The sequence below is a fragment of the Thermus sp. CCB_US3_UF1 genome (genome assembly GCF_000236585.1).
Taxonomy (GTDB): Bacteria; Deinococcota; Deinococci; order Deinococcales; family Thermaceae; genus Thermus.
In genome coordinates this window covers 1,383,252-1,408,900 of record NC_017278.1, presented here as the reverse complement: position 1 = coordinate 1,408,900, position 25,649 = coordinate 1,383,252, and the positions used below count along the sequence as shown (strand labels likewise).

The 25,649-nt window shown below is 68.4% G+C and carries 25 protein-coding genes; 7 read left to right on the top strand and 18 right to left on the bottom strand.

Translation table 11 applies throughout. From position 1 onward, the window contains the following. Position 1 precedes the first annotated feature (1 nt). The 5 genes from TCCBUS3UF1_RS06995 to TCCBUS3UF1_RS06975 are packed head-to-tail and all read right to left on the bottom strand — an operon-like array spanning position 2 to position 5,512. Positions 2 to 1,855 carry an AMP-binding protein gene (locus TCCBUS3UF1_RS06995; protein WP_014515816.1) on the bottom strand — a complete coding sequence of 618 codons (1,854 nt, stop codon included), beginning with the start codon at positions 1,853 to 1,855 and terminating at the stop codon, positions 2 to 4. Between the two features lie 6 nt (positions 1,856 to 1,861). Beyond that, complete coding sequence (locus tag TCCBUS3UF1_RS06990; RefSeq protein WP_014515815.1) at positions 1,862 to 2,611, bottom strand: ABC transporter ATP-binding protein; 750 nt, start codon at positions 2,609 to 2,611, stop codon at positions 1,862 to 1,864. Positions 2,612 to 2,621: 10 nt separating this feature from the next. Further along, the gene (locus TCCBUS3UF1_RS06985; RefSeq protein ID WP_014515814.1) at positions 2,622 to 3,398 is read right to left on the bottom strand and encodes an ABC transporter ATP-binding protein; all 777 of its coding nucleotides are present in this window, start codon (positions 3,396 to 3,398) and stop codon (positions 2,622 to 2,624) included. Continuing rightward, entirely contained in the window at positions 3,398 to 4,273 is an 876-nt protein-coding gene (locus tag TCCBUS3UF1_RS06980) for a branched-chain amino acid ABC transporter permease (protein WP_014515813.1), read from the bottom strand. Before TCCBUS3UF1_RS06980 ends, TCCBUS3UF1_RS06985 begins: the two co-directional genes overlap by 1 nt. 54 nt (positions 4,274 to 4,327) lie before the next feature. Continuing rightward, positions 4,328 to 5,512 carry an ABC transporter substrate-binding protein gene (locus TCCBUS3UF1_RS06975; RefSeq protein WP_014515812.1) on the bottom strand — a complete coding sequence of 395 codons (1,185 nt, stop codon included), beginning with the start codon at positions 5,510 to 5,512 and terminating at the stop codon, positions 4,328 to 4,330. Between the two features lie 82 nt (positions 5,513 to 5,594). On the opposite strand from TCCBUS3UF1_RS06975, the gene TCCBUS3UF1_RS06970 reads away from it, so the two are divergent. Then, positions 5,595 to 6,983, top strand: a complete 1,389-nt coding sequence (locus TCCBUS3UF1_RS06970; protein ID WP_014515811.1) for a lyase family protein — start codon at positions 5,595 to 5,597, stop codon at positions 6,981 to 6,983. Here the strand turns inward: TCCBUS3UF1_RS06970 and TCCBUS3UF1_RS06965 are convergent. Both TCCBUS3UF1_RS06965 and TCCBUS3UF1_RS06960 read right to left on the bottom strand, forming a co-directional pair. Beyond that, entirely contained in the window at positions 6,980 to 7,930 is a 951-nt protein-coding gene (locus TCCBUS3UF1_RS06965; protein ID WP_014515810.1) for an NAD-dependent epimerase/dehydratase family protein, read from the bottom strand. The genes TCCBUS3UF1_RS06970 and TCCBUS3UF1_RS06965 overlap by 4 nt on opposite strands. A gap of 60 nt (positions 7,931 to 7,990) precedes the next feature. Next, entirely contained in the window at positions 7,991 to 8,557 is a 567-nt protein-coding gene (locus TCCBUS3UF1_RS06960) for a thioredoxin family protein (RefSeq protein ID WP_014515809.1), read from the bottom strand. A gap of 69 nt (positions 8,558 to 8,626) precedes the next feature. Between TCCBUS3UF1_RS06960 and TCCBUS3UF1_RS06955 the strand changes: the two genes are divergently transcribed. From TCCBUS3UF1_RS06955 to TCCBUS3UF1_RS06945, 3 genes are read left to right on the top strand one after another with little or no spacing between them, the layout of a single operon-like run. Continuing rightward, positions 8,627 to 11,044 carry a cation-transporting P-type ATPase gene (locus TCCBUS3UF1_RS06955; protein WP_014515808.1) on the top strand — a complete coding sequence of 806 codons (2,418 nt, stop codon included), beginning with the start codon at positions 8,627 to 8,629 and terminating at the stop codon, positions 11,042 to 11,044. Continuing rightward, entirely contained in the window at positions 11,041 to 11,490 is a 450-nt protein-coding gene (locus tag TCCBUS3UF1_RS06950) for a CBS domain-containing protein (RefSeq protein ID WP_014515807.1), read from the top strand. The genes TCCBUS3UF1_RS06955 and TCCBUS3UF1_RS06950 overlap by 4 nt, the downstream gene beginning before the upstream one ends. Next, complete coding sequence (locus tag TCCBUS3UF1_RS06945; RefSeq protein WP_014515806.1) at positions 11,487 to 12,464, top strand: sodium:calcium antiporter; 978 nt, start codon at positions 11,487 to 11,489, stop codon at positions 12,462 to 12,464. Before TCCBUS3UF1_RS06950 ends, TCCBUS3UF1_RS06945 begins: the two co-directional genes overlap by 4 nt. On the opposite strand, the gene TCCBUS3UF1_RS06940 is transcribed toward TCCBUS3UF1_RS06945, so the two are convergent. From TCCBUS3UF1_RS06940 to TCCBUS3UF1_RS06890, 11 genes are all read right to left on the bottom strand, one after another. Then, positions 12,449 to 12,889 (bottom strand): universal stress protein, encoded by a 441-nt coding sequence (locus TCCBUS3UF1_RS06940; protein ID WP_014515805.1) that lies wholly within the window; start codon positions 12,887 to 12,889, stop codon positions 12,449 to 12,451. The two genes, TCCBUS3UF1_RS06945 and TCCBUS3UF1_RS06940, sit on opposite strands and share 16 nt — an antisense overlap. A gap of 3 nt (positions 12,890 to 12,892) precedes the next feature. Next, positions 12,893 to 14,623: a ribonuclease J gene (locus tag TCCBUS3UF1_RS06935; RefSeq protein ID WP_014515804.1), complete on the bottom strand. Its 1,731-nt coding sequence runs from the start codon at positions 14,621 to 14,623 to the stop codon at positions 12,893 to 12,895. Positions 14,624 to 14,679: 56 nt separating this feature from the next. Beyond that, positions 14,680 to 16,824, bottom strand: a complete 2,145-nt coding sequence (gene pnp / locus TCCBUS3UF1_RS06930; protein ID WP_014515803.1) for a polyribonucleotide nucleotidyltransferase — start codon at positions 16,822 to 16,824, stop codon at positions 14,680 to 14,682. 58 nt (positions 16,825 to 16,882) lie between these two features. Next, a complete protein-coding gene (gene rpsO / locus TCCBUS3UF1_RS06925) occupies positions 16,883 to 17,152 on the bottom strand; it encodes a 30S ribosomal protein S15 (RefSeq protein ID WP_041433998.1) in 270 nt (89 codons plus the stop codon). 62 nt (positions 17,153 to 17,214) lie between these two features. Then, positions 17,215 to 18,372 carry an MFS transporter gene (locus tag TCCBUS3UF1_RS06920; protein ID WP_014515801.1) on the bottom strand — a complete coding sequence of 386 codons (1,158 nt, stop codon included), beginning with the start codon at positions 18,370 to 18,372 and terminating at the stop codon, positions 17,215 to 17,217. Then, complete coding sequence (locus TCCBUS3UF1_RS06915; protein WP_014515800.1) at positions 18,369 to 18,854, bottom strand: hypothetical protein; 486 nt, start codon at positions 18,852 to 18,854, stop codon at positions 18,369 to 18,371. The genes TCCBUS3UF1_RS06920 and TCCBUS3UF1_RS06915 overlap by 4 nt, the downstream gene beginning before the upstream one ends. Positions 18,855 to 18,919: 65 nt before the next feature. After that, entirely contained in the window at positions 18,920 to 20,605 is a 1,686-nt protein-coding gene (locus TCCBUS3UF1_RS06910) for a b(o/a)3-type cytochrome-c oxidase subunit 1 (protein ID WP_014515799.1), read from the bottom strand. Positions 20,606 to 20,608: 3 nt separating this feature from the next. Next, a complete protein-coding gene (locus TCCBUS3UF1_RS06905; protein ID WP_014515798.1) occupies positions 20,609 to 21,115 on the bottom strand; it encodes a cupredoxin domain-containing protein in 507 nt (168 codons plus the stop codon). 3 nt (positions 21,116 to 21,118) lie between these two features. Beyond that, positions 21,119 to 21,223: a cytochrome c oxidase subunit 2A gene (locus TCCBUS3UF1_RS06900; protein ID WP_041433813.1), complete on the bottom strand. Its 105-nt coding sequence runs from the start codon at positions 21,221 to 21,223 to the stop codon at positions 21,119 to 21,121. Between the two features lie 174 nt (positions 21,224 to 21,397). Next, positions 21,398 to 21,988 (bottom strand): ATP/GTP-binding protein, encoded by a 591-nt coding sequence (locus TCCBUS3UF1_RS06895; RefSeq protein ID WP_014515796.1) that lies wholly within the window; start codon positions 21,986 to 21,988, stop codon positions 21,398 to 21,400. A gap of 1 nt (position 21,989) precedes the next feature. Then, positions 21,990 to 22,481 (bottom strand): roadblock/LC7 domain-containing protein, encoded by a 492-nt coding sequence (locus tag TCCBUS3UF1_RS06890; RefSeq protein ID WP_014515795.1) that lies wholly within the window; start codon positions 22,479 to 22,481, stop codon positions 21,990 to 21,992. A gap of 17 nt (positions 22,482 to 22,498) precedes the next feature. Between TCCBUS3UF1_RS06890 and TCCBUS3UF1_RS06885 the strand changes: the two genes are divergently transcribed. From TCCBUS3UF1_RS06885 to TCCBUS3UF1_RS06875, 3 genes are read left to right on the top strand one after another with little or no spacing between them, the layout of a single operon-like run. Further along, complete coding sequence (locus TCCBUS3UF1_RS06885; protein WP_014515794.1) at positions 22,499 to 23,824, top strand: M20/M25/M40 family metallo-hydrolase; 1,326 nt, start codon at positions 22,499 to 22,501, stop codon at positions 23,822 to 23,824. A 27-nt stretch (positions 23,825 to 23,851) separates the two neighbouring features. After that, positions 23,852 to 24,727: an agmatinase gene (gene speB / locus TCCBUS3UF1_RS06880; protein WP_014515793.1), complete on the top strand. Its 876-nt coding sequence runs from the start codon at positions 23,852 to 23,854 to the stop codon at positions 24,725 to 24,727. 28 nt (positions 24,728 to 24,755) lie between these two features. Beyond that, complete coding sequence (locus tag TCCBUS3UF1_RS06875; protein WP_014515792.1) at positions 24,756 to 25,649, top strand: S9 family peptidase; 894 nt, start codon at positions 24,756 to 24,758, stop codon at positions 25,647 to 25,649.

Sequence of the window (25,649 nt, the reverse complement as noted above, 5' to 3'; positions counted from 1 at the left end):
CTCACACCTCCTGCACTTCCAGGCTGGCGGAAAGCCGCCCTTCCCCCTCCAGGTAGCGGATGGGCAGGGTGAGCTCCACCCGCCCCCCTTCCCCGTAGAGGGCCTGGATCACCGGGCCGTAGCGGGTTTCCACCACCTGGCGGCGCACCTTGCGGGTGCGGGTGATCTCCTCGTCGTCGGGGTGGAGTTCCTTGGGCAAGAGGGCGAAGCGCTGGATGCGAAGCTTTTCGGGCAGGGTCCGGTTGACCATGCGGATCTCCTCGGCGATGAGGGCCTTGACCTCGGGGCGCTCGGTGAGGGAGAGGTAGGTGGTGAAGGGGATGCCCCGCTTGCGGGCCCAGTTCTGCACGTTTTCCGGGTCCAGTTCAATGAGGGCGCTCACGAAGGGCTTTCCGTGGCCCAGGACCACGGCCTCGCGGATGTAGGGGGAGTACTTGAGGCGGTTTTCCAGGAACTGCGGGGCGAAGCGGGTGCCGTCCAGAAGGGCCCCCACCTCCTTCACCCGGCCCAGGATCACCAGGTGGCCCCGCTCGTCAAAGAAGCCGGCGTCCCCCGTGCGGAAGAAGCCATCCTCGGTGAAGCTTTCCGCCGTGGCCTTTTCCTGGCGGAAGTAGCCCTGGAAGACCTGGGGCCCCCGGACCAGGATCTCCCCTTCCTCGCTCAGGCGAACCTCGGTTCCGGGTAGGGGCGGGCCCACGGTCTCCGGGGGGGCGTCCCCAGTGGCGTGGGCGGTGGTGGCGGCGGCGGTTTCCGACTGGCCGTAGACCTGGCGGATGTCCAGGCCCAGGGCGCGGAAGAAGGTGAAGACCTCCCCCCCCAAGGGGGCCCCGCCGGTGACGGCAATGCGGCAAGCGGCCAGGCCCAGCCGGGCCCGCAGGGGCCGGGCGATGAGGGGGTAGAAAAGGGCCCGTTTGAGGTCCAGCCACAGGCCCACCTTCTCCCCCCGGAACTCCCGCTGCGCCCCCTCCAGCAGGGCGCCCATCCCCACCCGAAAGAAGAAGGCCTTGAGGAAGTCGGCGTCGGCCATGCGGCTTTGGATGAGGCTGGCCATATCCTCCCAGAGCCTGGGCGGGGCCAGGAAGAAATCGGGCTGGACCTCCTTCAGGTCCTCCCGCAGGGTGGTGGGGTCCTCGGGGAAATGGACGGTGGAGCCCTCCACCAGGCTTTGCACCACGGTGAGCATCTGCTCCCCGATCCAGGGCAGGGGGAGGTAGCTGAAGACCCAGGCCCCCTTCTGGAAGCCCAGGGCCCGGCCCACGGCCTCGTGCCCCGCCAGGAGGTTGCGGTGGGAGAGCATGGCCAGCTTGCTCCGGCCCGTGGTGCCCGAGGTGGGGGCCAGGAGGGCGGTTTCCTCGGGGCGGCGCCGCTTCAGGGCCTCCTCCCCCACCCGGGGGTCGCCCAGGGCCTCGCTGAAGCGCCGCACCTTGCCGCGGAAGTGCCGGGTCATGCCCGCCTCCTCCCACACCAGGACGAAGTCCAAAAGGTGCAGGTGGGGGTAGACCTTATCCAGCTGCTCCTCGTCGGAGACCACGATGCCCCTGGCCCCGGTGAACTCCAGGAAGTAGCCCACCTCCTCGGGCATGGCGTCGGCGTAGATGCCCATGGGCAAGGCCCCCAGGGCTTGGGCGGCCAGCTCGGCCTCCACCCACTCGGGGGCGTTGTGGCCCAGGATGGCCAGGACCTCCCCCTCCTTGAGCCCCAGGGCCTGGAGGCCCCCCGCCAGGCGGAGGACGCGGTCCAGCAGGTCCTTCCAGGAGGTTTTCTGCCACACCCCAAGCCGCTTTACCCGGAGGGCCGGGGCCTCGGGGCGCTCCTTGGCGTGGCGGTACAGGTGTTCCAGCAGGGTTCCTTTCATCTTCCCTCACGCATGGCCCAGGTAGGCTTCCACCACCTTGGGGTCCCGGCGCACCCCCTCGGGGGGTCCGTAGTAGAGGGCTTCCCCGTAGGAGAGGACCAGGACCCGGTCGGAAAGCTCCAGAACGGCCCGGAGGTCGTGCTCCACCCAAAGCAGGGTCACACCCCACTCCTCTCGGGCGTCCAGGAGGAAGCGGGCCAGGTCCTGCTTTTCCTCCAGGGAAAGCCCGGCCATGGGCTCGTCCAGGAGGAGGAGCTGGGGCCGCCCGGCCAAGGCCCGGGCCACCTCCACCCGCTTTTGCAGGCCGTAGGGGAGCATCCCCGCGGGCAGGTGGCGGAAGGGGGAAAGGTGGAGGTAGTCCAGGACCTCCTCGGCCCAGGCCCGGAGCCTTTCCTCCCGTTCCCGCCGGGGAAGGGCCAGGGGGTAGGCGGGCAGGGCCAGCTCCGCCCCCAGCTTCACGTTGTCCAAGACGCTCATCCCGCGGAAGATCTCCAGGCCCTGGAAGGTGCGTCCCAGGCCCATGCGGGCCCTTTCTTGGGGGCTTTTCCCCTTGAGGCTTTGCCCCAAGAAGAAGACCTCCCCCCGCTCCGGCTCGTACACCCCGGAAAGGACGTTGAGCAAGGTGGTCTTGCCCGCCCCGTTGGGCCCGATGACGGCGAAGAACTCCCCTTTGTGCACGGCGAACTCCACCCCTGTCAGGGCCTTGACCCCCTTGAAGGAGAGGTGGAGGTTCCTGGTTTCCAGGATTGGTTCCATGTGTCCCCCTTTAGACCCAGCGCTTCCGCCTGCGGTACCGCCGGGCCTGGCGGAAGCCCACCTCCTCCTTGCCCAGGTAGAACTCCATCACGTCCTGGTCCTCCTGGGCGGCCTTGGCGTCCCCTTCAAACACCACCCGGCCCCGCTCCAGCACGTAGACCCGGTCCACCACGGCTAGGGCGGCCCGGGCGTTTTGCTCCACCAGGAGGAGGGAGAGCCCCTTTTCCCGCCGCAGGGCATCCAGGGTGCGCATCACCTCTTCCACCAGCCTGGGGGCCAGGCCCAAGGAGGGCTCGTCCACCACCAGGACCTTGGGCCGGGTGAGGAGGGCCATGCCCAGAAGGAGCATCTGCTGCTCCCCCCCGGAGAGGTAGCCCGCCTGCTCGTGCCGGCGCTCGTAGAGCCGGGGAAAGCGGGCGAAGACCTCCTCCATGCCCTCCTTGAGCTCCCTTGGCGGGAGGCGGTGGCCGGCGGCCACCAGGTTCTCCACGGGCGTGAGGTAGCGGAAAAGGGGGCGGCCCTCGAGGACGGCGGTGAGGCCCAGGCGGGAGATGCGCACCGGGTCCAGGTGGGTGGTTTCCTGGCCGAAGAGGTGGATGTGCCCGTCCAGCACCCGTCCCTCAAACTTGGGCAGAAGCCCGGCCAAGGCCCGCACCAAGGAGCTTTTCCCCGCCCCGTTGGGGCCCAGAAGGGCCACCGCCTCCCCGTCCCTCACCTCCAGGGAGACCCCGTCCAGGGCCAGGATCACCCCCCGGTAGACCACCTTGAGGTTGGCTACGGAAAGCATCAGACCCTCTCAATCTGCCGCTCGCCCAAAAGGCCGTAGGGCCGCACCAGGAGGACCAGGAGGACCACCAGGAAGGGCAGGGCCTCGGTGAACCCGGGAAGGAAGGGCTCCAGGTAGCGTTGGGAGAGGGCCTCGAGGGCCCCCAGCAGAAACCCGGCGAGGAGGGCCCCGCCCACGGAGTCCAGCCCCCCCAGGATGGCCACGGGGAAGACCTTCATGCCGAAGAAGACCAGGTTGTGCCCTACCCCGCTGGCCACCGCCAAAAGGGCCCCGGCCAAGGTGGCCAAAAGGGCGGAGATTCCCCAGACCCCCGCCAGCAGGCGGGCGGTGGGGATGCCCAGGGCCAAGGCGGCCACCTCCCGCTCGGAAATGGCCCGCACCAGGATGCCGTAGCGGCTCCGGCGCAAGAGCCAAAGGAGGCCTAGGCCCAAGGAGAGGGCCAGGAGCAGGTTCCACACCGCCCGGGAGGAGACGAAGACCCCCCCGGCCTGGAAGCCCAGGTCCGGCAGGCTTCCCGAGAGGTACTTGAGGTCGGGCCCCCAGAGGAGCTGCACCCCTCCGTCCAGGGCCGCGGCCAGGCCGATGGTGGCCATGATCACCGCCACCACGTTCCGCCCCAGAAGGGGCCGGACAAACCCCCGTTCCACCAGGACCCCGAAGAGGAAGGCCAGGGGCAAGGCGGCCAGGATGGCCAGGGCCAAGGGAAGGAACAGGGCGAAGGAGTAGGTGAGGTAGGCCCCCACCAGAAGAAACTCCCCGATGGCGAAGTTCACCACGCTGGTGGCCCGGTAGACGAGGACGAACCCCAGGGCCAGAAGGCCGTAAAGGGCCCCGTTGGCCAGGCCGCCAATCAGGTAGGGCAAGAGGTCGGACACGCTGCCTCCGGTGAGCCCCGGGCCGGCCCCTGCCGGCCCGGGAGCGAGGGGTTTCTAGGCCAGCTTGATCCAGTCGCTGATGGCGTTGAAGCGCCCGTCCTTGACGCTAGCCCGGTAGAGCTTGGTGTAGGGCAGGCGGTGGTTCACGAACTCGTAGCTCCGCTGCAGGCCGAGGCCGTTGTAGTCCCCCAGCTTCTCCAGGTACTCCACCACCCCGGCCCGGGTGAGCTTGCCCGCGGCCGCGGCCCGGCGCATGGCCTCGGCCAAGGCCAGGGCCACCGCCAGGCTCCCCATGTAGTAGGTGGGGCGGTAGGAGGCGTCCCGGCCCTTGCGCTGGCGGAACTTGCGCATCTCGTCCACCGCGGGCACCAGGGTGTCGTACCAGTAGGCGTTATGGTAGGTGACGGTGAACCCCTCGGCTGCGGGCCCTGCCCGCTGGATGAGGGCCAGCTCCGCCGAGTAGTAGGTGCCCATGAACTGGGCCTGCAGGCCCTGTTCCCGGGCCGCCCGCAGGATGAGGGGCTCCACGGAGAGGGCGTAGCCTTGGAGGATGACGAAGTCCGGGTTGGCCCGGCGCAGGTTCAGCACCACCGGGGTAGCGTCGGTGAAGGCGGGGGGCGTGACCTCCTCGTGGACCACCTCCATCCCCAAGGCCTTGGCCCGTTCCTTGGCGTAAGGGATGGGGTCGCGGCCAAACTCGGTGTTGGAGTAGACCAGGGCGATCTTGGCCCGGCCCTTCTGCAGGCGGATCTGCCGCAGCAGGGCCTCCACCATGTCGTTGTAGGTGGGGCCGAAGACGAAGATGGTGGGGTAGGTCTTGGGGTCGGCCAGCTCGTTGGCGAAGCTGGTGGCCGAGTAGGGGAGGCCGATGCGGGCGATCTCCGGGGCCAGGGCCTTGGAGAGGCCGGTGGAGTCCCCGTAGACGAAAAGGAGCTCATCGGCCCGCTCGCGGGAGATCACGCGGTTGAAGGCCGCGGTGCCCCGGGCCACGTCGTAGCCCGTGTCCTCCACGATGAGCTCCAGTCGCCTTCCGCCGATGCCGCCCAGCACCTCGTTGACGTAGTCCACCCCGTCCACGAAGCCTTCCCGTCCCGCGTTGCCGGCGAAGGCGAAGGGGCCGGTGAGGGGCAGGAGGGTGGCCAGCTTCACCGGCCTGGCCTGGGCGGTGGCGATGTAGGGCATCCCCACCGCCGCCAAAGAACCTACGCCTAGCTTCTTCAAAAACTCCCTGCGTTTCATGGCAGCCTCCTTTCGGGTTGTGCTTGGGCCAAAGATAACACGCCACCCTTGCCCCGGCAAGTCCCCAAACTAGGATGGAGGCATGCGCTGGCACGGGGTGTACCGCCGCTTCGTCCTGGGCCGCCACTACCGCTTTGCCCGCGAGGCCCTAGTGCCCCACTTCTTTGATGCCCTCACCGCCTACGCCCTGGAGCTGGCCCGCCTGGGGGTTCCTCGGGCTGGGGAGGCCGTGGCCGCCCTGCGGGAGCTGCGCACCCTGCCCCTGCCCAGCTTCACCGGGGAGGTGGAGGATGTCTTTTTTTCCATCCAGGCCCAGCTGGCCGAGCACTGGGGGGAGGAGGTGGCGGGGGCGGTGCGGCGGGGGCTTTCCCGCAACGACCTGGACCTGACGGTGTTCCGCGCCTACCTCAAGGACCGGGTCCTGGCGGTTCTGGGGGATTTCTGGCGCCTGAGGCGGGCGGTGGTGCGCCAGGCGGAGGCCCACCGGGGGGTGCCCATCCTCTTGCGCACCCACCACCAACCGGCCCAGCCCTCCACCCTGGACCACTACCTCCTGGGGGTGGAGGCCCTTCTGGGGCGGGACTACCAGCGCCTCCTCCAGGCCCTGGGCACCCTGGACCGTTCCCCCTTGGGGGCCAGCGCCCTGGCGGGAAGCCCCTACCCGGTGAGCCGGGAGCGGCTGGCCGCCCTTCTGGGCTTCGCCGGCCCCGTGGAGAACACCCTGGACGCGGTGGCCGCCGGGGACTACGCCCTGGAGCTAGCCATGGCCTTGGCGGGCTTGGGGGCTAGCCTTTCCCGCTTCCTCACGGATCTCCTCCTCTGGGCGGAGCGGGGAGGCTTCGTGGTGGGGGAAAGCCTGGCCCAGGGTTCCAGCTTCATGCCCCAGAAGCGGAACCCGGTGGTGCTGGAGCACGCCCGCATCCACGCCGCGGGCCTTCTGGGGGGGATTGGCCTCCTGGCCCACCTCAACCACAACACTCCCTTCACCGACCTCAACGACCACTCCACCGGGGTGCTGGAACCCCTGGCCCAGGTGTTGGGGCAGGCGGAAGCGGCCTTGGCCCTAACCCGGGTGGCCTTGGAGGAGAGCCGTTTTGTCCCCGAGCTCCTCCTGGAGGGGTTTACCCCCGGGGTCCTGGCCTCTGAGGCGGTGGACCTCCTGGTGCGCAAGGGGGTCCCCCTCGCGGAGGCCTACCGCCGGGTCCAAGAAGCCCTTCCCGGGCTTAAGCCCGGGGCCTTGGGGGTGGAGGCGGGGGAGCTGGCCCTTTGGGTGAGCCTCGAGGGCTTCTTCGCCCGCCGCGAGGTCCTAGGGGGCGTGGGGCCCAAGGCCCGGGCCGAGGCCCTGAAAAGGGCCTTAGGGCGGCTTCGGGAGGAGCGAAAGGCCCTAAACGCCCTTCGCGCCCGGGTGCGACTGGCCCGGCGCTTCCTGGTCCAGGGCCTCCCGGTGCCGGAGGGCCCGAAGGCCCCCTAAGCCGAGGGGGTATCCTGGCGGGCGCGGAAGTATTCCACCGTGCGCCGGATCCCCTCCTTGAAACCCACCTCAGGCCGCCAGCCGTGGGCCATGAGCTTGAGGGGGGAGAGGACGCTCCGCTCCAGGTCCCCCGGGCGCGGGGGGGCGGGGTGGACCAGGGGCGCCTTCCCGGCTGCCTCCGCCACCCCCTCCAGGACCTCCAAGGTGGTGTGCCCCTCCCCGGTGCCCACGTTGTAGATCCCCTCGAGGCCCTTGAGGGCCAGGTTGTGGGCCCGCACCACGTCTTCCACGTAGATGTAGTCCCGCACGCACCCCTCGTCCCCGGGGGTCTTGCGGGCGTAAAGGGTGACGGCCTCCCCCTTCAGGACCCGCTCGGCGAAGATGGCCACCACCCCTGCCTCCCCGTGGGGGTCCTGCCGGGGGCCGTAGACGTTGGCGTAGCGCAGGGAAACCCACTTGAGCCCGTAGTTCTGCCCGTAGGCCGAGAGGTATCCCTCAAAGCCGGCCTTGCTGGCGGCGTAGGGGCTTTTGGGCTTGGGCGGCCAGGTCTCCTCCGCCGCCTCTCCTTCCGGCACCTCCCCGTAGATGGCCCCGCCGGTGGAGGCGAAAAGGAGCTTCTCCACCCCCCATTTGCGGCAGGCCTCCAGGAGGTGAAGCCCCCCTAAAAGGTTCACCTCAAAGTCCAGGAAGGGGTTTTCCACGCTCACCTTCACCGAGGCCTGGGCCGCCTGGTGGGAAACGTGGGTGGGGCGGAACTCGCGGAAGACCCGCTCCACCCCCTCCCGATCCCTCAGGTCCACCTTGTAGAAGTAGATCCCTTGGGGCACGTTTTCCCGCTTGCCGGTGGAGAGGTTGTCCAAAACGGCCACCTCCACCCCCTCGGCCAGCAGGCTGTCCACGATATGGCTGCCGATGAACCCCGCTCCACCCGTGACCAAGACGCGCATGGGCAACCTCCAAAAACCCCCGCCAGTATACCCTTCCTGGCGGGGGAGGCGGGCCGGGGGTCAGCCGATGCGCACCTCGGGCTCGTTGCCGGGGCGCCACTTGATGGTGCAGCCGATGGCCGGGGCCTCCTTGAGGGGCGGCTCCTCGCCGCGGAGGAGGGCCTCAATGGCCGCCTCGAGGTCGTGGCTTCGGACCTGGCTGGGGTCCTTGGGGCTGTCGTTCACCCGACCGTGGTAGCGCAGGAGGCGCCTCTCGTCAAAGAGGAAGACCTCGGGGGTGCGCAGGGCCCGGTAGGCCTTGGCCACCTCCTGGCTCTCGTCCAGGAGGTAGGGGAAGGGGATGCCATGGGCTTGGGCGAAGGCCACCATCTTGTCCGGGGCGTCCTCGGGGTACTTCTCGTAGTCGTTGGCGTTGATCCCCACGAAGGCCACCTGGCCCCGGTACCTCTCCGCCAGGGCCACCAGCTCGGCGATGGAGCCCTTCACGTAGGGGCAGTGGTTGCACATGAAGACCACGGCCAGGAGGGGCTCTTGGAACTGGGAGAGGCGGTAGCGCCCTCCCCGGGGGTCGGGAAGCTCGGCGTCCACCAGGGGGCTTTCCAGGGGAAGCTCGGGGTACTGCAGCATGGCCCCATCATAGGCCCGCCCGCCTCTCCGGGACAATGGCCCCCGTCGCCTTGGGGTATCCTGTAGCCCATGCGGGGACTCACGTCCGAAGAGGCGCGGCGGAGGCTTAGGGAGTACGGTCCCAACGCCCTGCCCGAAAAGCCCCCCGAGCCCTTCTGGCGAAAGTTCCTGCGCCAGTTCCAAAGCCCTCTCATCTACCTTCTCCTCTTCGCCCTGGCCGTGGACCTGGGCCTGTGGCTGGCGGAGGGCGCCAGGGGTCTTCCCTTGGAGTCCTTGGCCATCCTGGCCATCCTCCTCCTCAACGCTACCTTGGGTGCTTTCCAGGAAAAGCGCTCCGAGGAGGCCCTCAAGCACCTGAAGGCCCTGGCCGAGCCCATGGCCTGGGTGTTGCGGGACGGGCGCTTCCAGCACCTAAGGAGTCGGGAGATCGTGCCCGGGGACCTGGTGCGCCTGGAGGCCGGGGACCGGGTCCCGGCGGACGGGGTGCTCCTCGAGGCCCAAACCGCCCTGGTGGACGAAAGCGTCCTCACCGGGGAAAGCGTCCCCGTGGAAAAGGAGGAGGGGGCCGAGGTCTACGCCGGCACCCTGCTGGTGCGGGGCCGCGCCCTTTTGCAGGTTACCCGCACCGGCCTGCGGAGCGCCATGGGGCGGATCGCGGGTCTTCTGGCCGAGATGGAGGAGGAGAAAACCCCTTTGGAGCGGCGCCTGGAGGCCTTCGGCCACCGGGTGGCCCGCTGGGTTATCCTCCTGGCCCTGGTCCTGGTCCTCCTGGGCTTTCTCCTGGAGGGGTTTTCCGCCAAGGTGATCCTTTTCGCCGTGGCCCTGGGGGTGGCCGCGGTGCCCGAGGGCCTGCCCGCGGTCCTCACCCTGGCCCTGGCCCTGGGGGTGGAGCGCATGGCCCGCCGCCAGGCCGTGGTGCGCCGCCTGGCCGCGGTGGAGGCCCTGGGCAGCGTGACGGTCATCGCCACCGACAAGACGGGCACCCTCACGGAAAACCGCATGGAGGTGCAGGGGGTGGTGGGACCGGACCCCGAGGGGGCCCTCCTGGCCATGGTCCTCTGCAACGATGCCGACCTGGCCACGGGGGCCGGGGACCCTTTGGAGCTTGGGCTCTTGCGCTACGCCGCGGAACGCCTGGACGTGGCCCGGGTACGCTCGGAAAACCCCAGGCTTTCCGAGCGCCCCTTTGACAGCGCCTGGAAGTACATGCGGGTGACCACCCCCCAGGGGAGCTTCCTCAAGGGGGCTCCCGAGGTCCTCATCCCCCGCCTGGCCCTGGGGGAGGAGGAGCGGGCCAGGTGGCTGGCCGAGGCCGAGGCCCATGCCCAAAAGGGCTTCCGGGTCCTGGCCTTGGCCTTTGGGGAAGGGGAAAGGGAGGAGGGGCTGGCCTTTTTGGGCCTGGTCCTCCTCCTGGACCCTCCCCGGCCCGAGGTGCCGGAGGCGGTGCGGCGGGTGCAGGAGGCGGGGGTGCGGGTGGTGATGATCACCGGGGACCACCCGGCCACCGCCTTGGCCGTGGCCCGCCGCGTGGGCATCCCCGCGGAGGTGGTGGCCACGGGGGAGGAAATCGCCGGACTTTCCGACGAGGAGCTTCTGGAGGTGGATGTCTTCGCCCGGGTGCGCCCCGAGGACAAGCTGCGCATCGTGGAGGCTTTCCAGAAGGCCGGGGAGGTGGTGGCGGTCACCGGGGACGGGGTGAACGACGCCCCCGCCCTCAAGCGGGCCGACGTGGGCGTGGCCATGGGGCAGCGGGGTTCCGACGTTTCCCGGGAGGTGGCGGATCTGGTCCTCCTGGACGATAACTTTGCCACCATCGTGGCCGCCATTGAGGAGGGGCGGAGCATCTACGAGAACATCCAGAAGTTCATCCGCTTCCTCTTTTCCACCAACCTTTCCGAGGTCCTGGTGGTGGCCCTGGGCATGGTCTTCGCCGCCTGGCTGGGGCTTAGGGACGCGGCGGGGCACCTCCTTCTCCCCCTTACCGCGGTGCAGATCCTCTGGATCAACCTGGTGACCGATGGCCTGCCCGCCCTGGCCCTGGCCTTGGACCAGAACCCCGGGGTCTTGCGCCGCCCGCCCCGGCCCAAGGAAAGCCCCCTTTTGGATGCCCCTTCCCTGCGCTTTGTCCTCCTCACGGGGAGCGTCAAGGCGGGGATCGCCCTTCTCCTCCTCGGCCTCCTGCCGGGGTGGGTGGGCCTCGAGGCCGCCCGCAGCGCCACCTTCCACTTCATGGCCGTGGGCCAGCTTTTCTTCGCCTACGCCGCCCGCCACACCCACCTGATGCCCCAGCCCAACCCCTACCTGCACGGGGCCGTGGCCTTGGGCATCCTGGCCCAGCTCCTCCTGGGGTCGGGGGTCCCCCAGGTGGTGGAGGCCGTTCCCCTGGCCCCGTGGACCTGGGCCCTGGTCCTGGCCCTGGCCCTGGCCGCCTGGGGGATAGCGGAAGGGGTGGACCGGATAGTATGGCGGAAGGAGGTGCGGCGGTGAAGGCCAAGGAGGTCATGGTGAGCCCGGTGGTGGCCGTGCCCCTAGGCACCACCTTGGACCAGGTGGCCCGGCTCATGGTGGAAAAGCGCATCGGGAGCGTCCTGGTGGTGGACAAGGAGGGGCGCTTGGCCGGCATCGTGACCGAAAGCGACTTTCTCAAGGAGCGGGGTATCCCCTTTTCCACCTTCCGCGCCCCCATGCTCCTGGGGCGCTTCCTGGGCGGGGAGGGGCTGGAGCGCCTTTTGGAGGAGGCCCGGTCCACCCGGGTGGAGGAGATCATGAGCGCCCCGGTGCACGCCGTGGGCCTCGAGGACCCCTTAGCCCAGGTCCTGGAACGGATGCTGGCCTACGACATCAACCACGTCCCCGTGGTGGACGAGGAACAAAGGCCTTTGGGAATCATCTCCCGCTTTGACCTCCTCAGGCTGTTGCGCCAGCGGGTATGACCTGGCTGGCCTTCCTGGGCGTGGCCCTCCTGGTGGTCCTGGCGGGCCAGCGGGTGGCCTATTACGGGGACGCCCTAGCGGAGAAGAAGGGCTGGGGCCGGGCCTGGGTGGGCCTCATCCTGGTGGCGGCCACCACCAGCCTGCCCGAGCTCCTCACCGGCACCAGCGCCGCCCTGCAGGGCCTGGTGGACATCGCCGTGGGCGACGTCCTGGGAAGCACCCTCTTCAACCTCCTCATCCTCTCCCTTCTGGACGCCGTGGGGGGAAGGGTGCCCCTCTTGGGGCGGCTCCACGCCGGGCACGCCCTGGCGGTGGGCTTTGCCCTCCTCTTCCTCTCCCTCCAGGGGGCGGCCCTCTTCTGGGGGGGGCCGGTATGGGGCCCCGTGGGGTGGTATAGCCCCTTGGCCCTGGCCCTTTACCTCCTGGCCACCCGCCTGACCTTCCTCTACGAGAGGCGGCGCCCCCAGGCGGAGGCGGAGCGGCTGGAAAGGCTTTACGAGCGCCTCTCCCTGGCCCAGGCCGCGCGGGGGTACGTGGGGTTTGGCGCCTTGGTGGTCCTGGGGGCCAGCCTCCTGCCCACCCTGGCCGAGCGCCTGGCGGAGGAGACCGGCCTGGGGGCCAGCTTCGTGGGCACGGCCCTGGTGGGGGCCGTCACCTCCTTGCCCGAGGTGGCGGTCACCCTGAGCGCCGCCCGGCTGGGGGCCTTTGACCTGGCGGTGGGGAACCTCCTGGGGAGCAACCTCTTCAACGCCCTCATCCTGGCCTGGGACGACCTCCTCTACCCCGGGGCCTTCTTCCCTGCCGCCCACGAAAGCCACCTGGCGGCGGTGCTGGTGGCCTTGGCCATGTACGGGGTGGTCCTCCTGGGGATGAGCTACCAGGCCCTGCGGAAGCTGGCGGTCCTCTCCTGGGACACCCTGGCCCTTCTGGGCCTGTACCTCCTGGGCCTCCTCTGGCTTTACAGCCTGCGGTAAGGCACCACCAGGACGGGCTTGGCCGAGCGGCGGACCACCTCCAGGGCCACGCTGCCCAGGAGCACCTGGTCCAGGCCCGTGCGCCCGTGGCTGCCCATGACGATAAGGTCGTGCCTCTGGGCGGCCTCGAGGATGGCCTCCGCCGCCCGCCCTTCCAGGAGGTGGGCCTCAAAGGGCACCCCCAGTTCCTCGGCCAGGCGGGTGGCCCGGTCCAGGGCCTGGAGGCCCGCCCGGCGCAGATCCTCCAGGAGGGCCTGGTAGTAGGGGAGGGTTTCCGGTCCCAGGAGGAGCCTAGGCCCCAGGGGTTCTAGGGCATGGAGGAAGGCCACCCGGGCCCCCAGGGCCTTGGCCAGGCGGAGGCCCTCCCTTACCCCCTTCTCCGCGGCCTCGCTGCCGTCCGTGGGCAGGAGCAGGCTCTTGTACATGGCTCACCCCTCAATGACCACGGGCAGGATCATGGGGTCGCGGCCCGTGGCCTTTTTCAAAAACTTCTTTACCGGGTAGTAGATATCGTCCCGGATGCGCTCCAGAGGCTTTTTCTCCCGCACGCCGTTTTGTAGGGCCTCGAGGGCCATGCGGCGCACCTCCCCCAAAAGTTTCTCCCCCGCTTTCACGAAGCCCCGGGAGACCACCTCCACCACCGGGTCCTGGCCGGCCAAGGCGGTGATGACCACCAGCCCCTCCTCGGCCATGTGGCGGCGGTCGGCCAGGATCTCCTCGGTGATGTCCCCCACCCCCAGGCCATCCACGTAGAGCACCCCATGGGCCACCTCCCCCGCCTTCTCAAAGCCGTTCCGGCTCAGCCGGTACACGGCCCCGTTCTCCCCGATCAGGGTCTTCTCCGGGGGCCGGCTCATCCCCTCGGCCAGCCATTTGAGGTTGGTCTGGTGGCGCACCTCCCCGTGCCAGGGGAGGAAGAAGCGGGGGGTGGTGAGGTTGAGGATCAGCTTCAGCTCCTCCTGGGAGGCGTGGCCGGAGGCGTGGACCTTGTAGGTGGGGGGGTAGAGGACGTAGGCCCCCAGGGCGTAGAGGCGGTTGATGACCCGGTTCACCGCCTCCTCGTTCCCGGGGATGGGGCTGGAGGAGAGGATCACCGTGTCCCCCGGCTTGATGGCCATCTTGGCGTGCCCCTCAAAGGCCAGGCGGGAGAGGACGGACATGGGCTGGCCCTGGCTGCCCGTGGCCAGGATCAGGACCTGGTGGTCGGGGAGGTCCTTGACCTCCTCCAGGGTGTAAAGGCGGTCCTTCACCTTCAGGTAGCCCAGGTCCAGGGCGATGCGGCTGAACTTCAGCATGCTCCGCCCCTCCATGGCCACCTTGCGCCCGTACTTCTCCGCCGCCCAGATCACCGACTGGATGCGGTGGATGTGGCTGGCGAAGGTGGTGACGAAAACCCTCCCCGGGGCCCGGGCGATCACCCGGTCCAGCTCCTTGGCGATCTCCATCTCGCTTGGGGTGTAGCCGGGGCGCTCGGCGTTGGTGGCGTCGGCGATGAGGAGCAAAACCCCTTCCGCCCCGGCCTGGGCCACCTTGGCCAGGTGGGAGACCTTGCCGTCGATGGGCGTGGGGTCCAGCTTGAAGTCCCCGGTGTGGACGATGGTGCCCACGGGGGTGCGGATGACCACCCCGGAGTTGTCGGGGATGGAGTGGGTCATGCGGAAGAGGTCCAGGGTGAAGTACCGCCCCACCTGGATCCGGTCGTCGGGGGAGACCTCCTTGAGGTTGAAGGCCCCGGGCCGTAGGCCGAACTCCTCCAGCTTGCCCTTGAGGAGGCCCAGGGTGAGCCGGGCCCCGTAGATGGGCACCGGGCTCTCCTTGCCGAAGACCATGGGCAGGAGAAAGGGCAAGCCCCCGATGTGGTCCTCGTGGCCGTGGGTGAGCACCCAGGCCTTGATGAGGTGGCGGTGCTCCAGGAGGTAGTCCACCCGGGGGATGAGGAGGTCCACCCCGGGCATCCCCTCGTCGGGAAAGGCCAGTCCCCCGTCCAGCACGAAGATTTCGTCCCGGTAGCGGAAGGCGGTGATGTTCTTGCCGATCTCCCCCATCCCCCCCAAGGGGATGATCTCCACGAAGTCCTGGAGGTCCTGGCCCCCTCCCAAAGCCCCCTCCTGGGGTTTGCGGCGCCGCCTCCTTCTGGGCTTACGTTCTTGGTTTTCCATAAACCTCCCATCTTCCCGGTAGGGCCGGGATGCGTCCTAGGGAACCCCCCAGGGGGCTAGCCGCGCCGCCTGGGGGGGATCTTGCCCTCCAGCTCGGGGCGGATCAGGTCGATCTTCCCCCGCTCGTCAATGCGGTGGACCTTGACCTTGATCACGTCCCCCACCTTGAGGTGGTCCTCCACCCGCTCCACCCGGCCTGGGGCGATCTGGCTGATGTGCAAGAGGCCTTCCGTGCCGGGGAAGAGGCTGATGAAGGCCCCGAAGGGGGTGATTTTGGTGACGGTGCCCTCGTAAACCTCCCCCACCTTGGCCTCCATGGTGAGCTCCTCCACGCGCTTTTTGGCCTTCTGGGCCGCCTCCATGTCGCTGGAGTAGATGCGCACCGTCCCGTCTTCCTCGATGTCCACCTCCACCCCAAGCTCCTCCAAGGCCCGCACGTTCTTGCCCCCGGGGCCGATGACCAGGCCGATCTTCTCCACGGGCACCTTGAGGGAGAGGATGCGGGGGGCGTGGGGCTTGAGCTCGGGCCGGGGGCCGGGGAGGACGCTTTCCATCAGGTCCAGGATCCGCAAGCGGGCCTCCTTGGCCTGGAGGAGGGCTTCCTTGAGCACCTCCCGGGGAAGGCCCCCCACCTTGTTGTCCATCTGCAAGGCGGTGACCCCCTTGCGGCTACCCGCCACCTTGAAGTCCATGTCCCCCAGGGCGTCCTCGAGGCCCAGGATGTCCGTGAGGATCACCGCCCGTTCCCCTTCCCACACCAGCCCCATGGCCACCCCGGCCACGGGGGCCTTGAGGGGCACTCCGGCGTCCATCAGGGCCAGGCATCCGGCGCAGACCGTGGCCATGGAGCTGGAGCCGTTGGACTCCAGCACATCCCCCACCACCCGCACCGTGTAGGGGAAGTCCGCCTCCTTGGGCATCACCGCCTTCAGGGCCCGCTTGGCCAGGTTGCCGTGCCCCACCTCCCGGCGGGAAACCCCCCGGAGGCGCTTCACCTCCCCGGTGGAGAAGGGGGGGAAGTTGTAGTGGACCAGGAACTTCTCCGTCTCGTCAATGCCCAGGTCGTCGATGATCTGCTCGTCCCGGCCCGTTCCCAGGGTCACCGTGCCCAGCACCTGGGTCTCCCCCCGGGTGAAGACCGCCGAGCCGTGGGCCCGGGGCAGGACGTCCACCTCAATCCAGATGGGCCTCAGGTCCCTAGGACCCCGTCCGTCCGCCCGCTTCCCTTCCTCCAGCACCAGGCGGCGGAGCTCCCGGCGCACCACCTCGCCGAAGGCGCTTTGGTAGAGGGGTTTTTTGGCCTCCTCGGGGGTGCCGTCCTCCCCCTTGGGCAGGGCCTCGAGGATGAGGGCTTCCGCAAAGGCCTCGAGGGCCCGGCTCCTTTCCCCTTTGCTGGCGGTCTGCAGGACCTGAGAAAGCCCCCGCGCCACCGCCAGGCGGTAGAAGGCTTCCTTCTCCTCCTCGGAGAGGGTTTCCGGAGGGGTCCAGGCCATCTTGGGCTTGCCCAGGGCCCGGGCCATGGCCTCCTGCAGGTCCAGGATGGGCTGCATCTCCCGGTGGGCGAACTCCAGGGCCTGCACCAGGGTTTCCTCGTCCACCTCCTGGGCCCCCGCCTCCACCATGAGGATGGCCTCCCGGCTTCCCGCCACCACCAGGTCCAGGGCGCTTTCCTCCAGCTCCTGCAGGGTGGGGTTCAGGACCAACTGGCCCCCAATAAGCCCCACCCGCACCGCAGCCACCGGGCCCTCCCAGGGGATGTCGGAGAGGAGGAGGGCGGCGCTGGCCGCCGTGGGCCCCAGGATGTCCGGGGGGTTTTTCTGGTCCGCCGAGAGCACGGTGACGATGACCTGGACCTCGTGGCGGAAGCCCTTGGGGAAGAGGGGGCGGATGGGCCGGTCGGTCATCCGGGCGGAGAGGATGGCCTTCTCCCCAGGCCGCCCCTCCCGGCGCATGAAGCTTCCCGGGATCTTGCCCACCGCGTAGTGCCGCTCCTCAAACTCCACGGTAAGGGGGAGGAAGTCGGCCTCAATGGGGGTTTCCGAGGCTTGGGCCGTGGCCAGGACCACGGTTTCCCCATAGCGCACCAAAACGGCGCCCGAGGCTTGTTTGGCGTACTTGCCGGTTTCCAGGACCAGGGGACGTCCGGCCACCTGGGTCTCGTACCGAAAGGCTTGGGGGGAATTGGGCGTGGCTTCTGGCATGGCGCTCCTCAAAGGAAAGGCGGGGCCCCACGGCCCCGCCCCCGACCTTGAGCTTAGTTTACTTCCTAAGGCCCAGCTTCTCAACCAGGGCCTGGTACCGCTCGGGGTCTTCCCGCTCCAGGTAACGCAAAAGCCGCCGCCTTTGCCCCACCAGCATCAGCAGGCCGCGGTGGGAGTGGTGGTCGTGCTTGTGCTCCTTCAGGTGCTCGGAAAGCCGGTTGATGCGCAGGGTAAGGAGGGCCACCTGCACCTCGGTGCTCCCTGTGTCCCCAGGGAAGCGGGCGAACTCCTGAATGACCTTCTGCTTCTCTTCCTTGCTGATGGGCATGTTTTCCTCCGTCAGGGGGGAAGGCGCTTTCTGCCCCTTCCTCCTCAAAGCCCCGTGGGGCCTCACCCAGGATAGGCCGGGGGCTTCTTCCCGTCAAGGAGGAAGAGGAAGAGGGCCAAAAGGGCTAGGCCAGCCCCGGCGGCAAAGGCCAAGGGAGCGCTCCCGTGCTCCCAGAGGAGGCCAAAGAGGAGGCTGGCGGGGAGGAGGAGGATCCCCACCACGGTGTGGTACAGCCCGATGGCGCTGGCCTTGGCCTCTTGGGGCACCAAAGTGGCCAGGTAGGCCCGGCTTGCCCCCTCAAAGGCGGCGGAATAGAGGGCATAAAGCAGGAGAAAGGCCACACCCAAGAGGGGGCTATAGGCCCAGGCGAAGCCCAGGTAGACCAGGGCGTAAAGGGCAAACCCCAGGGCCACCACCCGCCGAAGGCCGATCCGGTCGGCCAGGCTACCCAGGGGGTAGGAGAGGAGGGCATACAGGAGGTTGTAGGCGGTGTAGGCCAGGGTGACCTCCCCTTCGGAAAGGCCTAGGTCCTTCAGCCGCAGGAGGAGGAAGGCGTTGGAGGAAAGGGCCAAGGCAAACACCGAGGACACCAGGAGGAAGCGGCGGTAGGCGGGGGGCATGGCCGAGGGGCGGAGGGGGGGGAGGGGGGTGGGCCTCGAGGAGGCCCGCCTCCCCTCCCGCAGCCCCAGGAGGACCAACAGGGCCAAAAGCGCGGGTACCGCCGAGGCCCAGAACACCCCCCGCACCCCGAGGTGGGGCAGGAGGAGGAAGGCCAGGAGGGGGCCCACCGTGGCCCCCAGGGTGTCCATGCCCCGGTGCAGGCCGTAGGCCCGGCCCAAGGCCTCCTGGGGGACGCTCTCCGCCAGGAGGGCGTCCCGGGGGGCGGTGCGCAGGCCTTTGCCCACCCGGTCCAGGAAGCGGTAGAGGAGAACCTGTCCAGGACCGGTGGCCAAGGCCAGGAGGGGGCGGAGGAGGCCCGGCAGGCCATACCCCAAAAGGAGGAGGGGCTTCCGCGCCCCCATGCGGTCAGAGAGCCTGCCCCCCACCACCTTGAAGAGGCTGGCCGTGGCCTCCGCCACCCCTTCCACCAGCCCGATGGTGCCGGTGCCGGCTCCCAGGCTCGCCAGGAAGAGGGGCAGAAGGGGATAGACCATCTCGCTGGCCACGTCCATGAGGAAACTGACCGTGCCCAACAGGTAGACCAGGGGGGAGAGCTTCATGGCCGGTAGCGGAGGTAAAGCCAAAGCAGGGCGGGCTCGGGAAGGACCATGAGGAGGGAGAGGGGATCCAGGGGGGCCGGGGAAAGCAGGGCAGGCCCCAAGGGGGTGGCGAAGGGGAGGGGCAGGGTCCGGGTGAGGAGGAAAAGGGCCAGGAAAACCCCGGAAAGCCCCACGCCCACCCTCCAGACCAGGGGGGCGAAGGGAGGGTCCTTTTCCGGGTACATGAAGCGCAGGCTGATGAGGACCAGGGCGTAGGTGACCTTAAGGGCCAAAAGGGCCAGGAAGAGCTGGCCGTACAGGTAGTACTCGCTCACCAAGCCGTACCTCACGGCTTCCACCTCGGAAACCCCTAAGGCGCTGCCGCAAAGCCCTTGGCCCAGCACCCCGCCGAGCCCTAGGCCCAGGAACTGAAGGAAAAAGGGGAGAAGGGTTAGCCCCACCACCCCGTGGAGGCCGCGGCCCGAGACAAAGCCCACCCCCATAGCCTTGCCCCTATCCCGGAAAAAGGTCAAGGGCCGGAAGCCCCGGCCCTTGAGCCTAAGCCCCCTTACCAGAGCCGCAACCCAGGCACCAGGTTGACGTTACTGAAGAGCTGGACCAGGGTGGGGCCGTAGGACAGGACCACCAGGATCACCGCCACGGCGAACCAGAAGCCGATTCGGTCCATGGCCCGGACCAGGGGCTGGTCCTCAGGCCCGGAAAGCACCTCGGCGAAGGGCACGGGGGCTTCGGCCAGCTCCGGCCTCCGCTCCCGGCCCAACAGGACGCTGAAGAGGCCGTAGATGAAGAGGAGGAGGGCCACCAGGAGGATGATGCCCGCCAGGATGTTGAAGACCATGGGGAGGGCGCTGTGGGCGTAGGCGTCGGGTACCTGGGCGATGTAGGCCCGCCGGGGCACGTTGAGGAGGCCCTGCCAGTGGAGGCCTAGGGCCATGACCATCATCCCGATGAACCAGAGCCATACCACCCCCAGGCCAAGCCGCCTTTGGGCGTCGGAGATGGGCTTGCCCGTCAGGTTGGGGATCAGCCACCATAGGGAGCCCATGGCGGTCAGGGTCACCAGGCTGGCTACCTGCAGGTGGAAGTGGCCGGCGATCCAGATGGTGTTGTGCACAACGTAGTCCAGGGTGAAGCTGGCGTTCACTATCCCCCCCGCCCCGCCGGGGATGAAGCCGATGAGGCCCAGCACCGGGGCCACGAAGGCGGGGTTATCCCAGGGCAGGGCCTTGATCCAGCCCAGCAGGCCCTTGCCTCCCCGCATCCTCCCGGCAAACTCCAGGCTGGCGGCCACGGTGAAGGCGGTCATGAGGCTGGGCACCGCCACGAACATGGTGAGGATGGAGTGGATCATCTTCCAGGTGGGGTCGATGCCCGGGTCGGCGAACTGATGGTGGAAGCCCACCGGGGTGGAGAGGAGGAGGAAGAGGAGGAAGGCCAGGCGGGCCATGGGGTCGGAGACCAACTTCCCCCCCGCCTGCTTGGGCAGGACGGCGTAGATGATGGCGTAGGCCGGAAGGAGCCAGAAGTAGACGATGGGGTGGCCCGTCCACCAGAAGAGGGTACGGGCGATCAAGGGGTCCACGCCCTTGATGAGGCCGAAGGACCAGGGGAGCAAGAAGAGGACGGCCTCCAGCACCAGCCCGATGGAGGCGATGAACCACATGAGCCAGTAGACCACGGCCATGTAGGTGACCAGGGGCGTCACCTTGCCGGGGTTCTGGGCCCTCCAGCGCCGCCACAGGTCCAGGACGATGTAGATGCTCACCCAGGTGGAGAGGACGAAGATGCTGGCCCCCAGGTAGAAGGCCCAGTGGCCCTGGAGGGGCGGGTAGAAGGTGTAGAGGACCGTGGCCTCGTTGGCCAGAAGGGGCAAGGCGGCCATCACCAGGCCGATGAAGGCCATCCACCAGGAGAGCCACAGGAGGCCCATGTTGGGCCTAAGGTTCAGCTCCCGGGCGGGCAGGTAGACCATGATGGCCTGGGCGAAGAGCTGGGTGAAGACGATGGCGTTCAGGACCCCGTGCAGGGTCAGGCCCTGGTAGTAGGACTGGACGAAGGGCAGAAGGCGCTTCAGCAGGGGGTAGGCGTCCACATTGCCGTAGTTCAGGGCCTGGAAGGGGCCGAAGAGGCTGCCGATGATGACGGCGATGAAGCCCAGGACCAGGAAGTAGAGGGTGGCCTTTTTCTCCGGATGGGCCTCATAAATGCGGCTTTCAGCTACACGCACCGCCATGGCTCACTCCTTCACCACGATCTTGCCGAACATGTTCTGATGGCCGAGGCCGCAGTACTGGTTGCAGATGATGCGGTACTCGCCCGCCTTCTTGAAGGTGTAGCGCACGGTGGAGACGTCGCCGGGGAGAACCTCCACGTTGATGTTGGTGCCCTCCACGTGGAAGCCGTGGATGACATCGGGGCTGGTGATCTTGAAGATGATCTCCGCCCCCTTGGGCACCTCAATGGGGTTGGGCTGGTAGCCGAAGGCGTAGGCCAGGACGTGGACCGTGTACTGGTTGGGGCCGGTCTGCACCACCGCCTGGGCCGGGTCCGCCCAGGGGCCTTCCGTGCGCACCTTGGTGGGGTCTACCCGCTCCAGCTGGCCCGCGGGGATGACCCCTGCGGTGTGGGTGGCCAGGGTGTAGGCGATGAGGGCGATGAAGACCAGGACCATGGCCAAGGAGAAGGCCAACCAACCCTTTTCATAGGCGAGGATGGCTTTGTGGGCCTTGTGTTCGTCCACCATGGCTTACCCCCTTGCGAAGAAGATGGCGTATACCCCCAGCCAGAAGATCAGGATGGTGAGGGTGAGAACCACAATCACTCCCATGGCACCGACCGGCTTTTCCTCCATAGCTTTCCCTCCTCACGGCGGTTTGCCGTATACGGGGGTTATGTTAGCCAAAGGTGAGGAAAAGGATGAAGTACATTTGTCCCTAACCCCGGGCGTTTTCTAAGGGCCTCTCATATACCCCAGATGGGTATAAAAAGGCCGGGGGACTTTTCCCCCGGCCCGAAGGCCTGCCTTTTAGGCCTGGCTTCCCACCCGGGCCAGGACCAGGCGGCTCACTTCCTTAAGGGTTTCAAACACCCCTTTCCCCTCGGTGGCCACCGCCTCGAAGAGGGGAAAGCGGCGCTCGGGGTCCACCACCGCCTGGACCATTTCCACGGGCAGGGCGTCCGGCAGGTCCCGCTTGTTGACCTGGAGGACCACGGGGAGGTCCTCCACCTTGAGGCCGTACTCGGCCAGGTTCTCCCGCATGTTGCGCATGCTCTCGGCGTTGGCCCGCAAGCGTCCCGGGGCGGAGTCGGCCACGAAGACGATCCCGTCCACCCCCCGGAGGATGAGCTTGCGGCTGGCGTTGTAAAAGACCTGTCCGGGGACCGTGTAGAGGTGGAAGCGGGTCTTGAAGCCCTTGACCTCTCCCAGGTCCAGGGGGAGGAAGTCAAAGAAGAGGGTGCGCTCGTCCTCGGTGGCCAAGGAGACCATCTCCCCCTTGCGGCCCTCAGGGATTTTGCCGTAGATCCACTTTAGGTTGGTGGTCTTCCCCGAAAGGCCTGGTCCGTAATAGACGATCTTGAAGTTGATCTCGCGGTTGGCGAAGTTGATGGTGCTCATGCTAGTTGCCGAAGAGTTCGTCCAGAAGGGCTTTGGCTTCCTCGCGGTACTGGGTGTCCAGGTTGAGTTTGGGCGGGTTGGCTAAAGCCTCCTCGGCCAGCCGGGCCAGGGCCTCGGCGGCCCGTTTGCCGTAGAGCTTGACCTTGCCCAAGGGGGCGTTCTCGTCAAAGACCAGGAGGAGGAGGGCATGGTCGCCGGCCTCATCCACGTAGAGGCCCATCCGCTCCCCCTGGTGGACCAGCTCCTGGAAGCGAACCTCTCCCAGGAGCTTGGCCAGGGCCTGGGTGGCGGCGGCGTTGCCCGCCACCAGGGTGGCCAGGGAGTCCAAGGGCGGGGGCTTGGGGGCCCATAGGGCCTCCTTATGGGCCAGGACGAAGCCCTTGCGGTCGATGAGGAGGCCGTAGCGGGCTCCCGTTTCCCGCAGGGTTTCCTCCAGGAGGTCCATGGCCCGTTCGTACAGGCTCCCGTAGAGGACCAAGGAGGGTTCCACCATAGTATGCTCATCCTACCATGGCGGGCTTTTTGGAAGAGGCCAAGGGGCTTTTGGCGGAACTGGTGGCCCTGCCCACGGTGAGCGCCGAGGGCCGGGCCCTCGAGGCCGGGGCGGCCAAGGTGGCCGAGGTCCTGGAGGGTTTGGGCCTGAAGGCCGAGCTCCACCCGGGGTACGGGCCGCCGGTGGTCTACGCCGAGGGGGGGGAGGGGGAGAAGACCCTTCTCTTCTACAACCATTACGACGTACAGCCTCCAGACCCCTTGGAGCTTTGGCAGACGGATCCCTTCACCCTCACGGAGCGGGATGGGGCCTGGTACGGCCGGGGGGTCCACGACGACAAGGGGGAGCTGGTGGCCCGGGTGGTGGCCCTGCGGCTTTTCCGAGAAAAGCACGGCTTCCTCCCCCGGGTGAAGTTCGTGGTGGAGGGGGAGGAGGAGGTGGGTAGCCCCCACCTGGAAGGCTACGTGGCCGCCCAGGCCCACCGCCTTCAGGCCCAGGCCATCCTCTGGGAGGCGGGGGGGGTGGACGCCCAGGGCCGTCCCTACCTCTACGCCGGCCTGAAGGGCATTGTGGCCCTGGAGCTTAGGGTGCGTACCGCTGCCTTTGACCTCCACTCCTCCTACGGGGCGGTGGTGGAAAACCCCATCTACCGCCTGAGCCGGGCCCTGGCCTCCCTGCGGGACGAGGAGGGTCGGGTCCTCATCCCAGGGTTTTACGACCGGGTCCGCCCCCTCACCCCCTTGGAGATGGAGGTGCTGGCGGAGATTCCCGACGAGTCCGCCGCCCTCAAGGAGGCCTTTGGGGTGCGGGACTTCCTGGGTGGGGCCCGGAACCTGGAGTTCAACCAGCGCCTTTACACCGAGCCCTGCGTGAACTTCAACGGCTTCCACGCGGGCTATGGCGGGCCGGGTTCCAAGACGGTCCTGCCCGCCGAGGCCCGGGCCAAGCTGGACTTCCGCCTGGTGCCCGAGCAGGACCCTGAGGAGGTGCCTGGGCTCCTCAAGCGCCACCTCGAGGCCCAGGGCTTCCACGACGTGGAGGTGGTGGTCTTGGAGAAGGGGGAGCGCCCGGCCCGCTCCGACCTCTCCCACCCCTTCGTGGCCCTGGCCCGGAAGGCCTTGGAGGAGGCCCATGGGCGCAAGGCCGTCCTCTACCCCAACATGGCGGGCTCGGGTCCCATGCACCCCTTCCTCCACCACCTCAAGGCCCCGGCGGTGGGCCTGGGGGTGGGGTACCCGGGAAGCCGGGTCCATAGCCCCAACGAGCACATCCGCATCGGGGATTTTGAGCGGGGCACCCTGGCCATTCTACGCCTATTGGAGCTCTTCTTCCTGGGCCGCTAGGCCGGGCTTCTGCTAGGCTTGGGGGGTATGCGCCTGCCTTTTGGCGAGCACGATACCCCTTACGCGGAGGCGCGGGTGGTGGTCCTGCCCGTGCCCTACGACCTTTCCCTTTCCTTCCTTCCCGGGGCCAGGCGGGGCCCTGAGGCCATCCTCCTGGCCAGCCGGGAACTGGAGCCCTTCTCCTTGGAGCTGGGGGTGGCCCCGGAGGCTGTGGGGATCCACGGGGCCGAGCCCGTTCCCTGGGTGGCGGGGTCTGCCCAGGAAAGCCACGCCCTCATCCGGGAGGAGGCCCTGCGCCACCTGCGGGCGGGAAAGTTCCTGGTGAGCCTAGGGGGGGACCACTCCATCGTCCATCCCCTGGTCCAGGCCCACCGGGAGGCCTTGGGGGAGTTTTCCCTCCTGCACATTGACGCCCACGGGGACCTCTACCCCGAGTGGCAGGGCTCGGCCTACTCCCACGCCTCCCCCTTCCACCGCCTTTTGGGGGAGGGCTTCCAACTGGTGCAGGTGGGGATCCGGGCCATGGACCGGGACTCCTTGGCCCTGGTGCGGGAAAGGGGGGTGGCCCTCTTCCCGGCCCACCGCCTCCACCGGGAAGGGCTGCCCCTTAGGGAGATCCTGGCCGCTTTGGGAAGGCGGGTCTACATCAGCTTTGACTTTGACGCCTTGGACCCCTCGGTGATGCCCAGCGTGGGCACCCCTCTGCCCGGGGGGCTTTCCTACCGCCAGGCCGTGGACCTCCTCGAGGCGGTCTTCGCCGAGAAGGAGGTGGTGGGGATGGACTTTGTGGAGCTTTCCCCCAACGGCCAGTTCCACGCGGAGATGACCGCGGCCCAGCTGGTCTACCACGCCATCGGCCTCAAGGGCTTGCAGGCGGGCTGGTTGGTGCGGGAGCACACCTAGACCGAGGGCGGTCCCCTAAGCTTGGGCCATGGGGCTAAGGGGCTTGGCCTTTCTCGGCCTTCTTCTCCTTCCCGCCCTGGCCCAGGTCCTCACCCTGCCCGAGCTGAGGACCAGGACGTACGGGGAAGGGGGCTTCCGGGTGGAGCGGGGGCTTGGGGAGGGGCCTCGCTTCACCCGGGTCCAGTTCTCCTACCTTTCCGACGGCCTCCGGGTCCACGGCTTCGCCAACCTCCCCAAGGGCCGGGGGCCCTTTCCCGTGGTGGTGGTCCTCCACGGCTACGTGGAGCCGAGCCGCTACCGCCTCCTCGCCTACACCACCCCCTACGCCGACTTCCTGGCGGAGCGGGGCTTTTTGGCCCTCCACCCCAACTACCGGGGCCACCCCCCATCCCAAGGGGAGCCGGCCTCGGGCCTGCGCCACGCCTACGCCGTGGACGTGCTCCACCTCCTGGCCGAGGTGCGCCAAGGGGCCTTCCCCCAGGCCGACCCCTCGCGCATCGCCCTGTTTGGCCACTCCATGGGGGGCGGGGTGGCCCAGGTGGTGGCCCTGGTGGACCGGGGGCTAAAGGGGGTGGTCCTTTACGGGAGCATGAGCGGGGACGAGCGGCGGAACCTGGAGCAGATCCGCTTCTGGTCCCAGGGCAGGCGGGGAGGGGAGCTTTTGACCTTGCCCCCTAAGGTCCTGGAACAGGCCTCGGCCTGGACCTACCTGGGGGAGCTCTCCTTGCCCTTTAGCGTCCACCACGGTACCCAGGACGCCCAGGTTCCCCCGGAGTGGTCCTGGGAGCTCTGCCGGAGGCTCAAGGCCCTGGGCAAGCCCGTGGAGTGCTTCAGCTACCCGGCGGGCCACCTCTTCCGCGGGGAGGCCGAGAGGCGGTTTCGCGAGCGGGTCTTGGCCTTCTTGGGACGGGTGTTGCGCTAG